The following is a 13,965-nucleotide window of genomic DNA, read 5'->3' as shown; positions in this document are numbered from 1 at the left end:
TGTCTCCTGGTGGATGGCGCCCTTAGATGTAGAGCTGCTCGTTGATCTCCAGACCGTTCTCTTTGCAGTAGGTCTCGTAGTGGTTCATGAACCACCAGACATCCGCGGTGAACGAGAAGTTTGCGTCTTCATCGTAGAAGTCGATCGCGCCCTGCATCCAGCCGAAGAGCTTGGTGCCCTGGGGATGATCGGTGACCAGGGTGTGCGCCTCGCCCGGCGCTTCCTGGATGAACGCCCCGGGAGTGGCGACCCAGTCGTATTCCAGGTAGCGGGCGCTGCCTTCGAGGCAGATCATCACGATCTGGCCGCGATGATAATGGGTGCCGATGACGCCTGGCTTCTTGATCCAGAGAACGTTGGAAAAGATGTTGTTGCGCACATCGAAGGCCAGGTGGCGGATCGCGGCGTTGTCGCCGAAGGGAATCCAGGGACTTTCGGCTTCGTCCGTCCCGACGAAAGTTCCTTCCGCGCCCCGGCGCGCTGCAAGCTCCTTGAAGGGGTCGGGGACATCCACGATGCGGAAGGCGTCCGAGGGCGGGGTGGTCATCACTGCGCTTGCGTCGTCTTTCATGCTGGCTCTCCTTTGCCGTTCCTGCGGAACGGGAGAGCGCAAGGCAGCGCCCGACCTGAACCGGGCAGGGGCCCGGCGTCGAGATACCTCCTCCTTGGCGCAACCGTGGCGGGGGCATCGCTGCCCACCCTCCGCGGCCTCCTCCCGTTCGCGCGTTGGTCCGATGAGAGTGGCAGACGGGACGGGAGGCGACTTGGATTTAGACGCAGGTAAGACGGGACAAATGCGCGAGCGGTTCAGGTGCGCTGGCGCCATTGGGTCGGGGTCACGCCGAACTTGGCGCGGAAGCGGCGGGCGAAATAGGCGCTGTCGTTGAAGCCCTGTTCGAAGGCGATCTCGGTCACCGAGCGCCCGGGTTCGGCCAGCAGGCAATCGGCGGCGCGGTCCAGGCGTTTTGACAGGATGTAGCGGGTGGGCGTCGTGCCCATCTCGGAAAACAGCGCCTGCAGGCTGCGCGGTGACAGGCCGAACTCGCTGGCGATCTGGGCGATGGTCAACTCCGGGTCGAAGAGTTCCGCATCCATGAAGGCCAGGATGCGCTGGCGCAGCGCCTCCTTGCGTCCCTTCAGCGCCTGGGGTTCCTCCTGCCCCTGGCGCAGGGCCATGACCCAGAGATCGGCCAGCACCTGCGAGGCGCCCTGTCCGAAGACCGGATCGCCTGCGCCGATGTAATCCTGCCGCCAGAGCGAGAAGAGGAATTCACGAAAGAGTCGCCCGCCGGGGGTGAAGATGGTCTGCGCCCGGTCGAGGTGGCCGGCCAGCCCGTCGATGCGGCTTTGCAGGACCTCCATCGGCATTTCGACGACGATCAGGTCATGGCCCTGCGACAAGTCGAACACATAGCCGTGGCCCGCATCGGTCAGGACGAAATCCCCGGGCGCCAGCTCGATGGTGCGGTCGCGCAGCTGCATCCGAGAGCGGCCCCCGACCTGCATGTGCAACACCACGGATCGCCCCTCGCAGCCGGACGGATCCGCCGGACGGCGCACGGTCGAGGCATCGGACCGCGGTCGCAGCAGCGTGGTGTCCCCAAGAGACAGCCGCCACATCTCGGCCCGGAACGCGCGGCTTTCACTGTCGACGGTGGTGCCTCGCAGGCTCTGTTCGCAAAGCTCGTTCCAGAAATCGAGCCTGCGGCCCGTCGGTATGGACGACGAGGTGAATTTCTCGATCACGGCCCCTCCTCCCAAAGGTGCGTCGATGGCGCGGTTCGACCGCGCCCCGGAGCGCCATCGTTCCAAATATGCATGCCAAGATCAAGATTGTTGCGAAAAACGGGAGCCGGGGGGACCCGCGCGCCGGCCAGAGCGGCGCGCGGGTCGTCTCGGGCGTGTCGTCTCAGGCGGGGCCTCAGACGCGGGGCATCTCCGAGAAGATCTCGGCGCCATCCTCGCGCAGGATCACGATCTCTTCCAGGCGGACGCCGAACTTGCCTTCCAGGTAGATGCCCGGCTCGATCGAGAAGACGTTGCCCACTTCCAGCACCCGTTCGGAGGTGCCGGTGATATAGGGTTCCTCGTGCACGTCGATGCCCAGGCCGTGGCCGGTGCGGTGCAGAAAGTAGGGGCCATAGCCCGCCTCGGTGATGACGTTGCGGGCGGCGGCGTCCACGTCGCAGGCGCGCGCGCCGGGCTTGGCGGCGGCGACGGCGGCCTGCACGGCCTCTTCCACGATGTCACGGACCTTCAGGTACTCCGGATCGGGCGTCGCGCCGAACCAGCGGCAGCGGGTCATGTCGGAGGGGTAGCCATCAAGGTAGCAGCCGGTGTCGAACATCACCGCCATGCCGTCCTTCAGCTGGGTGTCGCCGGAATGGTGGTGCGGATAGGCGCCGTTTTCGCCGAAGCAGATCAGCGAGAACGCCATCTTCGCGCCGTGGTCCTTGTAGTAATCGGCCAGCATGTCGACCACCTGCGCCTCGGTCATGCCGGGCTTGAGCGCGGCAAAGGTCGCCTCGACCGCCTGGTCGTTCAGCAGGTGCGCGGCCTTGATGCGGGCGTCTTCCTCGGCATCCTTGTGGGTGCGCAGAAGGCCCACCGTGTCGGTGGTGAAGCGGCGGCGGGGGCTGTCCAGCGCGTCCAGCAGGCGCAGGGCGAAGTCGGCGCGCATGGTCTCGTCCAGCACCACCGACAGCTCGGGCCGCTTGGCGTCGCAGTCGGTCAGCAGCCGGTCCAGCGCTGCCTCGGGGCCATCGTCGTCGGCCCATGTGTAAAGGGGCAGCGGGGTGTCCTTGCGTGCGGCGTCGGCGTTCAGCAGCGGCATGAGGAAGCCCGCGAAGCTGGCGGTGACCAGCAGCATCACCGGCCGCTCGTCGCCATGCGGGCTGACGCCGGTCAGCCAAATCATGTGGCTGGACGGGCCCAGCACCACCAGGTCGGTGCCGGTTTCGGCCATGCGGGCGCGCAGGCGGGCCAGGCGCGCGTCGGCCTGCTTCATGTAGGACATGGAAAACTCCTGAAACGAAACGGGCCGCCGGATGTCCGGCGACCCTGGGGGTGGTTAGGCGTGGTCGCGGATCACTCCTTGTCGACCAGCCGGTAGTAGACGAAGTCCGAGGTGGCACCGTTGACGTAGCCCGTCACGTCCGCGTCCATGGCGACCTGGTAGGAGGCCTGGAACATGATGACGATGGGCGAGTTTTCCTGCACCTTCTGCTGCAGGTCGCGGTACATCTCCAGTCGGGTCTCCGGGTCGGATTCCGACAGGGCGGCCATGGTCTCTTCGTTGATCTCGTCCGGCACGGCCCAGGCATTCCGCCAGGTGGTGGTCGCCTGGTAGTTCTCGTCCGAGTTGTCGGAGTTGTAGGCGAAGGCCTTGGCGTTGGAATGCGGGTCCATGAAGTCGGGGCCCCAGTACAGCAGCATCGCCTGGTGGGTCCGCTCGCGGTACTTGGTGATCACCTGGGCGCCGGTGCCGGGCAGGATCTCGAAATCGATGCCCGCATCGGCAAAGCTGGCCTGCAGCGATTGCGCCATGTCGGTGAAGGGGGCGGCGTTGATCACGTCCAGGGTGACCTGGATCGGGGTCTCGATGCCCGCGTCTTCCAGGATCTGCTTGGCCTTCTCGGGATCATAGGTGAAAGGCGTCTCGTCGTAGGAGCCGGGGAAACCCTTCGGCCAGAAGGCCTGATGGACCTCCATCTGGCCGTTGATGATCGTGTCGGTCATGCCGGTGTAGTCGACCAGGTAGCGCGCGGCCTCCCAGACGGCGGGATCGGTCAGGCTCTCGGTCTTCTGGTTGAACGACAGGAAGTGGACGGCGGCCTGGGGGAAGGTCTCCACTTTGATCTCGTCTGAGGACAGCGAGGCGATCTGGTCCGGCGTCAGATTGCGCGCCATGTCGATGTCGCCCTGTTCCAGCAGCAACTGCTGGGTCGCGGCCTCTGCCACGTGGCGGATGATGACCTGCTGCATCTCCGGGGCGCCATTGAAGTAGTCTTCGTTGGCGGCCAGGCGGACCATCTGGCCGGGCGTGTAGCTGTCCAGCGAGAAGGGACCGGAGCCGGCGGAATTGGCGTTCAGCCAGGCGTTGCCCATGTCGCCGTCTTCTTCGTGCTCCATCACCAGCACGCTGTCGACGATCGACGCGGGGCGCGAGGCCAGGACGTTCAGCACGAAGGCGGGGGAGAAGTCGCCCTCGTAACGCACGGTCACGGTGTCGCCGTCGGCGGTGACCATGTCGTCGACGTTCTCGGCGGTCCAGCCCAGTTGCGCCAGGATGAAGGCCGGCGTCAGGTTCAGCTTGATCACGCGGCCCAGCGAATAGGTCACGTCCTCGGCCGTCACCGGGTTGCCGGAGGCAAAGGTGGCACCGTCCCGCAGGGTGAAGGTGATGGTCTTGGCCTCCGCATCCGCGGTCCATTCCGACGCCAGGCCCGGGGCCAGCACGGTGGTATCCTCGGCGTCGTATTGCACCAGCCGGTCGTAGAGGTTGGTGACCAGTTCGCCGGAGGTGAATTCATAGGCCTGGGCGGGGTCGATGGCGACGATGTCGTCGATGTTCTGGGCCACGACCAGCATGGAATCGGGGGTCTCCGCCAGGGCGACGCCCGTCAGCGGAAGCGCCATGGCCGAGGCCAGAAGCGCGGGTTTCAGCAGTTTCATCACTCTCTCCTTGTTGGGTCTTCTTGTTGATCCGGGATGGTCGCTCAGGCGTCGAGCGGGGCCATCTCGGGCAATTTCATTGCGCCCTTGCGGTTCAGCACGGCCAGCGTGCCGGTCCACAGCAGCCGGGCGGGGCGGTCGCTGGGGTTGGTCCAGGAATGTGGCCGCAACCCACTGTAGTGCAGGCTGTCGCCGGCGGTCATGCGGATCACCTGGCCGTCCAGCGTCTGCGTGATCTCGCCGTCGAGGATATAGATGATCTCCTCGCCCTCATGGCTGACCTCTTCGGAGGCATAGCCGGGCGGCACGTGCAGGATGTAGCTGGACAATTCGGCGCCGGGGAAGTCGGTGGCCAGATTTTCGTAGCCGATCGAGGACCCGTTGAGCGAGAATTGGGGGCGGGTTTCGGCGCGCGTCAGGGAATCACCGGGGCCGGGGGCGGCGATGAAGAACTCCAGCCCGACCTCCAGCCCGTCGGCGATCTGCGCCAGGGTGCCCAGCGAGGGCGTGGCGTTGTCGCGTTCCACCTGGCTGAGGTAGCCGACGGAAACCCCCGCGCGGTCGCACAGCGCCTGAAGCGTCAGGCCAAGCTGCTTGCGCCGTCTGCGGATCAGCGGGCCGATCTGCGGGTCCGCCTTGTGCTTCTCCCTCGCCATGGGCGTTTCCTCCGGGTCGTTTCCCACAGGCTACAAAAAAATTTTTACTATAGCAAAAAATTTTGTAATCTGGGCGGAGAGTTTTTCACCTGGACGATGCCGGAGGAGGCGCGGACCTTGGCTACAGACACAACATTGGCGGTGCGCGCCGGGCGGCGGGCGCGGGGGGTTGGCGGCTTTGTCGTCGTCACCATGCTGACCTTCCTCGGGCTGCTGGCGATCACCTTCTTCATCGGGCGCGTGGTGCCCATCGACCCCGTCTTGTCGGTGGTCGGCGACCGCGCCACGCAGGAGCAATACGACGCGGCGCGGATCGCCATGGGGCTGGACCGGCCAATGATCGTGCAGTTCCTCGATTACGTCTGGTCGGTGGCGCAGGGCGACCTCGGACGCTCCATCTCGACCAACCGGCCCGTGGCCGAAGACCTGGCGCGGGTCTTCCCGGCGACGCTGGAAATGGCGACGCTGGGCATCATCATCGGTGTCGTGCTGGGCGTGCCCGCGGGCGTCTGGGCCGCCACGCGGCGCGGCGAATGGGTCGACCAGGTGATGCGCGTCTTCGCCCTGCTGGGCTATTCGGTGCCGGCCTTCTGGCTGGGCCTCGTCGGGCTGGCGGTCTTCTACGCCGGGCTGGGCTGGGTCGCGGGGCCGGGGCGTCTGGACATCTTCTACGAAGGGCTGGTGCCGCCGGTGACCAACGTGATGCTGATCGACGCGGCCATCGCGGGTGACTGGACGGTCTTCTGGAACGCCCTGTCGCACCTGCTGCTGCCCGCCTCCATCCTCGGGTTCTTCTCCCTCGCCTTCATCGCGCGGATGACCCGGAGCTTCATGCTCGACCAGCTGGGGCAGGAGTTCATCACCACCGCCCGCGTGAAGGGCGTGCCGGAATGGCGGGTGATCTGGTCGCATGGGTTCAAGCCGATCCGCGTGCCGCTGATCACCGTCATCGGCCTCAGCTACGCGGCCCTGCTGGAAGGTTCGGTGATGATCGAGACCGTCTTCAGCTGGCCCGGCATCGGCAACTACCTGACGGTGGCCCTGCTGAACGCCGACATGAATGCCGTGCTCGGGGCCACGCTGGTCATCGGCTCGGTCTTCATCCTGATCAACAAAGTGTCGGACGTGCTCTACCGCGTCCTCGACCCGAGGAGCCGCTGATGAGCACCCGTGACTGGCTTCTGGACGACAGTCCCGCCACGCTGACCCAGGCCAACCTGGGCCGCGCCTGGCGCATGTTCACCGCGCTGATGCGCAATCCGCTGGCGGTGGCGGGGATGGTCATCATCCTCCTGCTGCTGGCGACGGCCCTGTTCGCCCCCTGGATCGCGCCGGAAAGCCCCGTGGGTCAGAACCTGCAGGCGCGCCTGCTGCCGCCTTCGGCCGATCACTGGATGGGCACTGATGAGCTGGGCCGCGACATCTTCAGCCGGGTCGTCTACGGCTCGCGCATCACGCTGATGATCGTGGCGCTGGTGGCGGTGATCTCGGCGCCCCTCGGCCTGATCATCGGCGCCGTGGCGGGCTATTTCGGTGGCTGGGTCGACCGCATCCTGATGGGGCTGACCGATGTCTTCCTGTCGCTGCCGAAGCTGATCCTGGCGCTGGCCTTCGTGGCCGCCCTGGGGCCGGGGATCGAGAACGCGATCATTGCCATCGCGATCACAGCCTGGCCCGCCTATGCGCGGATCGCGCGGGCCGAAACCCTGACCTTCCGCAATGCCGAGTACATCCAGGCGGTGCGTCTGGTCGGCGGTTCGCACGGGCGGATCATCTTCCGCCACGTGCTGCCGCTCTGCACCTCGTCGATGATCGTGCGGGTCACGCTGGACATGGCGGGCATCATCCTGACCGCCGCCGGCCTCGGCTTCCTCGGCCTCGGCGCGCAGCCGCCCTTGCCGGAATGGGGCGCGATGATCTCGCGCGGGCGGACCTTCATCCTGGACCAGTGGTGGGTTGCCACCATGCCGGGCTTTGCCATCATCCTCGTCTCTCTGGGCTTCTGCTTCCTGGGCGACGGGCTGCGCGACGTGTTGGATCCGAAACAGGGGGGCGCGAAATGAGCGATCAACAGGCACCATTGCTGGAGGTCGAGAACCTCCGCGTCAGCTTCGCCACGCCGACGGGGCCGGTAGAGGTGGTGAAAGGCCTCTCCTTCACCCTGGGTCGCGAGGAACGTCTGGGCATCGTCGGCGAAAGCGGCTCGGGCAAGTCGATGACCGGCCGCGCCATCCTGCGCCTGATCCGCACCCCGGGCCGCCAGACGGCGGATGTTCTGCGCTTCGACGGGCTGGAGCTGGCGGCCCAGAGCGCGCGGCAGATGCGCGGCATCCGGGGCGCGCGGATCTCGATGATCATGCAGGATCCGAAGTTCTCCCTGAACCCGGTGATGACCATCGGCGAACAGATCGCCGAGGCGCTGAAGGTGCATGAACGCCTGCCGCGCCGCGACCTGCAGGCCCGGGTGATCGAGATGCTGACCTCGGTGCGCATCAACGATCCCGAACGGGTGGCGCAGATGTACCCGCATGAGGTGTCGGGCGGCATGGGCCAGCGGGTGATGATCGCCATGATGCTGATCCCCCGCCCGCAGCTCTTGATCGCGGATGAGCCGACCTCGGCGCTGGATGTCTCGGTCCAGGCCCAGGTGCTGGACCTGATCGAGGAACTGGTCACCGGCAACGGCATGGGGCTGATCCTGATCTCCCACGACCTGAACCTGGTGGCGCGCTACTGCGACCGCATCCTGGTGATGAACGCCGGCCGCGTCGTCGAAAGCTGCGCCGCCGCCGATCTGCACAAGGCGCAGCACCCCTACACCCAGGGTCTGCTGGCGGCGCAGCCCCGGATGCAGGAAACCCGGGACGAGTTGCCCGTCCTCGACCGTACCGCAGGAGAAAGCACATGACCGCGCCGGCGATTTCCCTCAAGGACGTGGATATTTCCTACGGCGACACCAAGGTCGTCCGTGACGTGACCTTCGACGTGGCCGAGGGCGAAAGCTTTGCCCTGGTGGGCGAAAGCGGGTCGGGCAAGTCGACGGTGCTGAAGGCCATCGCGGGACTGGCGCCGCAGTGGACCGGGGCGATCTCGGTCCTGGGCAAGCCGCGCGGACACGGCCCCGACCGGGCCTTTTCCGAGACCTGCCAGATGGTCTTCCAGGATCCCTATGCCTCGCTCCACCCGCGCAAGACGATCGACACCGTGCTGTCCGAACCGCTGGCCATCCACGGCATCGGCAACCGCAGCGCGAAGGTGATCGAGATGCTGGCGGCCGTGGGCCTCGACCGGCGCTTCCGTTTCCGCTTTCCGCACCAGCTTTCGGGCGGGCAGCGTCAGCGCGTGGCCATCGCCCGCGCCCTTATGCTGGAGCCGAAAGTAATGCTGCTGGATGAGCCGACCTCGGCGCTGGACGTGTCGGTGCAGGCGGAGATCCTGAACCTGCTGAAACGCCTGCGCCGCGAGCAGGGGCTGACCTACCTGATGGTCACCCACAACCTGCCCGTGGTCAGCTTCATGTGCGATCGCATGGCGGTGATGAACAAGGGCCGCATCGTCGAGATCGCCCCCAAGACCGCGCTGTACGACGGCAGCTTCGCCGACCCCTACACGCGCGACCTGTATGCCGCATCTGGCGGCAACCCTGATGCGCCCGCGCCGCTGGCCGCATCCGACACCTGAGGACTTCCATGACTGACACGACCCGGGCGCTTGACGCCTTCACCGCCGAACTGACCGGCGCCGCCACCGAAGAGGCGGCCTTCGATGCGCTGTGCCGTCTGACCAAGGCCACGGTGGGGGCGAAGCTGTTCACCGTGATGACCTCGGATACCGAGGCGATGGTGGCGCGGCGCGCCTATACTGATGACGCCGAGAACTACCCGACCTCGGGTGAGAAACCGATCGAGATGAACCGCTGGTTCGACCAGGTGCTGACCCGGCAGGAGGCCTTCGTGTCCAACACCCTGGCCGACATCGACACGGTCTTTCCGGATGCCGAGCTGATCGGCAAGCTGGGCTGCGGGTCGGTTGTGAACCTGCCGATCATCATGGGCGGCAAGGTCATCGCCACGATGAACATCCTGCACGAGGAAGGCTACTACACGGCCGAGCGCGTGGCGCAGATCCACGACACGCTGCGTTTGCCGGCCCTGGCCGCCTGTGCCGTGGCCATGCAGCTGGCGGGCTGAGCAACTGACCTTGCGTATGAAAAAGGCGCCGTCGACGGGCTGTCGGCGGCGCCTCTTGCGTGGATGGGGGCTGGCTCAGGCCGCAGCGTCGCGTCCCATGTAGCCGCTCATGAAGGCCACGAGGGAGGTGGTCAGGTCGGGCGACAGGTAGCCGCCTTCTTGCACCAGAACCGTCGGTAGCCCAGCATCGGCGATCATCCGGCCCGCGCGGGTGAAGCCGTCGAAGGTCACTTTAAGCCCCTTCAGCGGGTCGTTTTCATGGGCATCTAGGCCGAGGCTGAGGACCAGCGCATCGGGCGCGAACTCCGCCACCCGCGCCAGCGCCGTTTCCAGCGCCGCGCACCAGCCGTCGTCGCCGGTGCTTTGCGCCAGCGGGATGTTCAGGTTGAACCCGTCGCCCGCACCCGCGCCGGTTTCATGGGCGTACCCCACGAAGAAGGGGTAGTAGGTTTCCGGTGTGGCGTGGACGGAGACGAAGAGCACGTCGTCACGTTCATAGAAGATGTCCTGGGTGCCGTTGCCGTGGTGCACGTCGATGTCCAGCACTGCGACGCGTTCGTGCCGCGTCTTCAGCGTTTCGGCGGCCACCGCGGCGCAGTTCAGCATGCAGTGCCCCGCCACCACCTCGGCGGAGCTGTGGTGCCCCGGCGGACGGCAGAGCGCATAGGCGCTGCGGTCGCCCTCCAGCACGGCGCGTGCGGCCGCATGGGCGGCGGCCACGGCCCCCAGGGTGGCCTCCCAGCTGTGCTCGGCCAGCGGGGCGGAGGTGTCGCCCATGTGCCAGCCGGCGCGGCCGATGATGTGCTTGGGGTAGGTGCGTTCCTTGTTCAGCGCATGCACATTGGGCACCACCTCCGGCCCGGCGTCGGGCAGGGTTTGCCACTCGGCCCAGCCGGTTTCGAGGAAGCTCAGGAGCTCCCTGGTGTGCACTGTCTCCAGGATCTCGCGCGGGGCGGGGTCCGGTTCGGTCACCGGCAGGTCCAGCTGATCCAGCCCGGCCAGCAGAAGGCGCGCGCGTTCGGCCTGTTCGGCGTTGCGGGCGATGCGGCCCAGGGAGATGCGGAAGACCGGGTCATGGGCCTCGGTCGCCTTGGCGTAATAGCATTTCATGTCCTGCCGGCCTCCTGATTTTGCTGGGCTTCGATATGGGCCGTCACCAGATCCTTGGCGACGCCGATGTGATAGGCGATGGCGGCGGCGGCGGCCTCCGCATCGCCCGCGGCAATGGCCGCGATGATTGGCTCATGCGTTTCGGCCATGCGGTGCGCGTCGTCGTAAAGACGCCCGATCACCAGCAGGCCCAGCTTCGTCTCATTGGAAATCTGGTCGAAGACCTGCAGGAAGCGCCGGTTGCCGGAGCCTTCGCAGATCAGCCGGTGGAACTGCATGTCGGCCGAGACATGGGCCATCATCTCGGCGCCTTCGTCGGCCAGCCGGTGCAGTTCGGCCATCTGGGCGCGCAGGCCGGGCAGGGCGCCCGGGTTCGTCTCCGTCAGGGCGCGTACGGCGGCCGTCTCGATCACGATGCGCAGCTCGTAAAGCTCTCGGATCGAGGTGGCTGAAATCACGTGGACGAAGAAGCCGCGGTTGGCGCGGTATTCCACCAGACCCGAGCTTTCCAGCAGGCGCAGCGCCTCGCGAACGGGGGCGCGCGACAGGTCCATCTGGCGGGCGATCTGGGATTCGGCCAGCCGTTCGCCCGGGCGGATCGCGCCCGACAGGATGGCATTGACCAGCGAATGGGCGACCCGGTCGACCAAGCCATCCCGGCTGAGGGGCAGGAACGGGTAGGCCTCAGTCACGGCGCTGGTGTCCCGGGTCATGCGGCGTCCAAATCTCAATCATCTCAGGACCTGACTATCTGTCGTTTTGTCGGCTGTCGACAATCTTCTTGACTCAAGCGCCGTCAGGCAATCTCTTTTACGAGAACGGACGATCCGAAGCTGATCCGAAAGGCAGAGCCGCCCATGACCACGCCTTCCAGGCCGATGCCCGAAGAATCCATGTCGCTCGGGGGAGGGGAGCCCTCCGCCGCGCAGAGCCCGAAGACCGAGGCCGAGATCCGTCGCGATCTGGCCGCCGCCTATCGGGTGATCGCGCTGAAGGGGATGGACGACGGGATCTACACCCATATTTCCGCCCGCCTGCCCGACGGGCCCGAGGGACAGAAACGGTTCCTGCTGAACCCCTTCGGCCTGATGTTCGACGAGGTGACGGCCAGCAACCTGGTGACGGTGGACGAAGAGGGCGCGATCCTCGACGATCCCTATGGCCACGGGGTGAATGCCGCCGGCTTCACCATCCATTCCGCCGTCCACATGGCACGCCACGATGCGGCCTGCGTGCTGCATACCCACACGGTGGCAGGCGTCGCCGTCAGTTCGGTCCGCGAGGGGCTGATGTCGCTGAACCAGTGGTCGGCACAGTTCCACGACGCCATCGCCTACCACGATTACGAGGGGATCGCGCTGAACCTGGAAGAACGGCAGCGCATCATAGCTGACCTGGGCCGCCTCAACGTTCTGATGCTGCGCAACCACGGCACGCTGGTCTGTGGCCGGTCCGTGGCCGAAGCGGTGAAGCTGGCGCTGAACCTGGAACGGTCGTGCAAGGCCCAGGTGGCGGCGCTTTCGATGGGGCTGACGCCCGATCCGCTGTCCGATGAGGTCGCGGCCCACACGGCCGGGCAATACGCCCGCGCCTACGACAAGATCGAGGCCTCGGGGCAGGACCCCGAATGGGCGTCGATCCTGCGGCTTCTGGACCGGGAGGCCCCCGGTTACATCGCCTGAATTCAAACCGAGGCCCGGCAAACCGGGTCCGACTAACCCCAAACCAACAGGGAAAACCAAGATGAAACTTCTGAAGGCAACGACTTTCCTCGTCGCCGCCACCATGGCGACCGGCGCTGTGGCGCAACAGGACGGCGGACGGCTTGACCTGATCGTACAGCCGGAGCCCCCCAGCCTGATGCTGGGCCTGGTGCAGAACGCGCCGACCCAGATGGTGGCCGGCCAGATCTACGAAGGCCTGCTGCGCTACAACACCGACCTGGAGCCGCAGCCCTCGCTGGCGAAGGAATGGAGCATCTCGGAAGACGGGATGACCTATACCTTCATCCTCAACGAAGGCGTATCCTGGCATGACGGAGAGCCCTTCTCGTCGGAGGACGTGATCTTCTCCACCAAGTTCCTGCAGGACAACCACGCCCGCTTCCGCGGCGCCTTCTCCCATGTGGAAAGCGTCGAGGCGCCGGATGCCAACACCATCGTCATCCACATGAAGGAACCCTACGGCCCCTTCATCAACGCCTTCGAGGCGGGCTCCATGCCCATCGTGCCCAAGCACATCTACGAAGGCACCGACTATGCCACGAACGAGATGAATGCCACGCCGATCGGCACCGGTCCCTATGAGTTTGTGGAGTGGGAAAAGGGCAGCTACATCCACCTGACGAAAAACGAGGACTACTACATCGACGGGCTGCCGCATATCGATGACCTCTACTACCGCGTGGTGCCCGATGCGGCTTCGCGTGCCGTGGCCTTCGAAACCGGCGAGGTCGACGTGCTGCCCGGCGGTGCCGTGGAAAACTGGGATGTGGCGCGGCTGACCGAGATGGACAACGTCTGCTCCAGCTCCAAGGGCTGGGAATTCTTCGCGCCCCACGCCTGGATGTGGCTGAACAACCGCGAAGGGCCGACCGCCGACAAGCGGTTCCGCCAGGCCGTCATGTTCGCCATGGACCGCGAGTTCGTGAAGGACGTGGTCTGGAACGGCTTCGGCACCGTGCCCACGGGCCCCGTGTCGTCGAAGACCAACTTCTACACCGACGACGTGCCGCAGTACCCCTACGACCCCGAGAAGGCGAAGGAACTGCTGGACGAGATGGGCTATGACGGCACCCCCGTCCGCCTGCTGCCGCTGCCCTATGGCGAGACCTGGCAACGCTGGGCCGAAGCGGTGAAGCAGAACCTGGGCGAGGTCGGCATCGAGGTCGAGATCGACAGCGCCGATGTCGCGGGCTGGAACGAGAAGACGGCCAACTGGGACTACGACATGGCCTTCACCTATCTCTACCAGTACGGCGATCCGGCCCTGGGCGTGGCGCGCAACTACGTCGAGAGCCAGATCCAGAAGGGCAGCCCCTGGAACAACGTCGAGGGCTACGTGAACCCCGAAATGGACAAGCTTTGGGAACAGGCCGCCGTCGAGCCCGACAACGAGAAGCGCCAGGAGCTCTACACCGAGATCCAGCAGCAGATCGTGGAAGACGTGCCCGTCGCCTGGCTGCTCGAAATCGAGTTCCCGACGATCTATCGCTGCAACGTCAAGAACCTGATCACCACGGGGATCGGTCTGAACGACGGCCTGCGCGACGCCTGGATCGAAGAGTAAATCCTGATATCGGGAGGGGCGGCGTTGCCGTCGCCTCTCCCCAAGAC

General features: G+C 66.0%; 14 protein-coding genes. 7 read left to right on the top strand and 7 right to left on the bottom strand.

What is annotated here, in order from left to right:
- Positions 1 to 22: 22 nt before the first annotated feature.
- The 5 genes from CVM50_RS20455 to CVM50_RS20435 form a co-directional block, all read right to left on the bottom strand.
- Positions 23 to 571: a 2,4'-dihydroxyacetophenone dioxygenase family protein gene (locus tag CVM50_RS20455; protein ID WP_085887240.1), complete on the bottom strand. Its 549-nt coding sequence runs from the start codon at positions 569 to 571 to the stop codon at positions 23 to 25.
- A gap of 236 nt (positions 572 to 807) precedes the next feature.
- Positions 808 to 1,746 (bottom strand): helix-turn-helix domain-containing protein, encoded by a 939-nt coding sequence (locus CVM50_RS20450; protein WP_159457050.1) that lies wholly within the window; start codon positions 1,744 to 1,746, stop codon positions 808 to 810.
- 175 nt (positions 1,747 to 1,921) lie between these two features.
- Positions 1,922 to 3,016: a M24 family metallopeptidase gene (locus CVM50_RS20445; RefSeq protein WP_085887238.1), complete on the bottom strand. Its 1,095-nt coding sequence runs from the start codon at positions 3,014 to 3,016 to the stop codon at positions 1,922 to 1,924.
- Positions 3,017 to 3,087: 71 nt separating this feature from the next.
- Complete coding sequence (locus tag CVM50_RS20440) at positions 3,088 to 4,674, bottom strand: ABC transporter substrate-binding protein (RefSeq protein WP_085887237.1); 1,587 nt, start codon at positions 4,672 to 4,674, stop codon at positions 3,088 to 3,090.
- Between the two features lie 44 nt (positions 4,675 to 4,718).
- Positions 4,719 to 5,330, bottom strand: a complete 612-nt coding sequence (locus CVM50_RS20435) for a helix-turn-helix domain-containing protein (protein WP_085887236.1) — start codon at positions 5,328 to 5,330, stop codon at positions 4,719 to 4,721.
- A 192-nt stretch (positions 5,331 to 5,522) separates the two neighbouring features.
- Here CVM50_RS20435 and CVM50_RS20430 point away from each other — a divergent pair, with 192 nt between their 5' ends.
- From CVM50_RS20430 to CVM50_RS20410, 5 genes are read left to right on the top strand one after another with little or no spacing between them, the layout of a single operon-like run.
- Positions 5,523 to 6,491: an ABC transporter permease gene (locus CVM50_RS20430; protein ID WP_408634080.1), complete on the top strand. Its 969-nt coding sequence runs from the start codon at positions 5,523 to 5,525 to the stop codon at positions 6,489 to 6,491.
- The gene (gene nikC, locus CVM50_RS20425) at positions 6,491 to 7,393 is read left to right on the top strand and encodes a nickel transporter permease (protein WP_198431955.1); all 903 of its coding nucleotides are present in this window, start codon (positions 6,491 to 6,493) and stop codon (positions 7,391 to 7,393) included. Before CVM50_RS20430 ends, nikC begins: the two co-directional genes overlap by 1 nt.
- Positions 7,390 to 8,238 carry an ABC transporter ATP-binding protein gene (locus CVM50_RS20420; protein WP_085887234.1) on the top strand — a complete coding sequence of 283 codons (849 nt, stop codon included), beginning with the start codon at positions 7,390 to 7,392 and terminating at the stop codon, positions 8,236 to 8,238. Before nikC ends, CVM50_RS20420 begins: the two co-directional genes overlap by 4 nt.
- Positions 8,235 to 9,011 (top strand): ABC transporter ATP-binding protein, encoded by a 777-nt coding sequence (locus CVM50_RS20415; RefSeq protein ID WP_085887233.1) that lies wholly within the window; start codon positions 8,235 to 8,237, stop codon positions 9,009 to 9,011. Before CVM50_RS20420 ends, CVM50_RS20415 begins: the two co-directional genes overlap by 4 nt.
- A gap of 8 nt (positions 9,012 to 9,019) precedes the next feature.
- Positions 9,020 to 9,520 carry a GAF domain-containing protein gene (locus tag CVM50_RS20410; protein ID WP_085887232.1) on the top strand — a complete coding sequence of 167 codons (501 nt, stop codon included), beginning with the start codon at positions 9,020 to 9,022 and terminating at the stop codon, positions 9,518 to 9,520.
- 75 nt (positions 9,521 to 9,595) lie between these two features.
- Here the strand turns inward: CVM50_RS20410 and CVM50_RS20405 are convergent, their stop codons facing one another.
- Positions 9,596 to 10,630: a histone deacetylase family protein gene (locus CVM50_RS20405; protein WP_085887231.1), complete on the bottom strand. Its 1,035-nt coding sequence runs from the start codon at positions 10,628 to 10,630 to the stop codon at positions 9,596 to 9,598.
- Complete coding sequence (locus tag CVM50_RS20400) at positions 10,627 to 11,343, bottom strand: GntR family transcriptional regulator (protein ID WP_085887230.1); 717 nt, start codon at positions 11,341 to 11,343, stop codon at positions 10,627 to 10,629. The genes CVM50_RS20405 and CVM50_RS20400 overlap by 4 nt, the downstream gene beginning before the upstream one ends.
- 180 nt (positions 11,344 to 11,523) lie before the next feature.
- Here CVM50_RS20400 and CVM50_RS20395 point away from each other — a divergent pair, with 180 nt between their 5' ends.
- On the top strand, positions 11,524 to 12,312 hold the full coding sequence (locus CVM50_RS20395; protein ID WP_085887297.1) for a class II aldolase/adducin family protein: 789 nt from the start codon (positions 11,524 to 11,526) through the stop codon (positions 12,310 to 12,312).
- 61 nt (positions 12,313 to 12,373) lie between these two features.
- On the top strand, positions 12,374 to 13,918 hold the full coding sequence (locus CVM50_RS20390; RefSeq protein WP_085887229.1) for an ABC transporter substrate-binding protein: 1,545 nt from the start codon (positions 12,374 to 12,376) through the stop codon (positions 13,916 to 13,918).
- Positions 13,919 to 13,965: the final 47 nt, after the last annotated feature.

Origin of the sequence: Pseudooceanicola marinus, from assembly GCF_002786295.1 — a bacterium.
GTDB classification, from domain to species: Bacteria; Pseudomonadota; Alphaproteobacteria; order Rhodobacterales; family Rhodobacteraceae; genus Pseudooceanicola; species Pseudooceanicola marinus.
This window is presented reverse-complemented; position numbering and strand designations above follow the sequence as displayed.

Bases quoted from the DNA above. Each gene is read 5' to 3' on its own strand.
- CVM50_RS20455 (WP_085887240.1), bottom strand. From the start codon at position 571: ATGAAAGACGACGCAAGCGCAGTGATGACCACCCCGCCCTCGGACGCC.
- CVM50_RS20445 (WP_085887238.1), bottom strand. From the start codon at position 3,016: ATGTCCTACATGAAGCAGGCCGACGCGCGCCTGGCCCGCCTGCGCGCC.
- CVM50_RS20440 (WP_085887237.1), bottom strand. From the start codon at position 4,674: ATGAAACTGCTGAAACCCGCGCTTCTGGCCTCGGCCATGGCGCTTCCG.
- CVM50_RS20435 (WP_085887236.1), bottom strand. From the start codon at position 5,330: ATGGCGAGGGAGAAGCACAAGGCGGACCCGCAGATCGGCCCGCTGATC.
- CVM50_RS20430 (WP_408634080.1), top strand. From the start codon at position 5,523: ATGCTGACCTTCCTCGGGCTGCTGGCGATCACCTTCTTCATCGGGCGC.
- nikC (WP_198431955.1), top strand. From the start codon at position 6,491: ATGAGCACCCGTGACTGGCTTCTGGACGACAGTCCCGCCACGCTGACC.
- CVM50_RS20420 (WP_085887234.1), top strand. From the start codon at position 7,390: ATGAGCGATCAACAGGCACCATTGCTGGAGGTCGAGAACCTCCGCGTC.
- CVM50_RS20415 (WP_085887233.1), top strand. From the start codon at position 8,235: ATGACCGCGCCGGCGATTTCCCTCAAGGACGTGGATATTTCCTACGGC.
- CVM50_RS20410 (WP_085887232.1), top strand. From the start codon at position 9,020: ATGACTGACACGACCCGGGCGCTTGACGCCTTCACCGCCGAACTGACC.
- CVM50_RS20405 (WP_085887231.1), bottom strand. From the start codon at position 10,630: ATGAAATGCTATTACGCCAAGGCGACCGAGGCCCATGACCCGGTCTTC.
- CVM50_RS20400 (WP_085887230.1), bottom strand. From the start codon at position 11,343: ATGACCCGGGACACCAGCGCCGTGACTGAGGCCTACCCGTTCCTGCCC.
- CVM50_RS20395 (WP_085887297.1), top strand. From the start codon at position 11,524: ATGTCGCTCGGGGGAGGGGAGCCCTCCGCCGCGCAGAGCCCGAAGACC.
- CVM50_RS20390 (WP_085887229.1), top strand. From the start codon at position 12,374: ATGAAACTTCTGAAGGCAACGACTTTCCTCGTCGCCGCCACCATGGCG.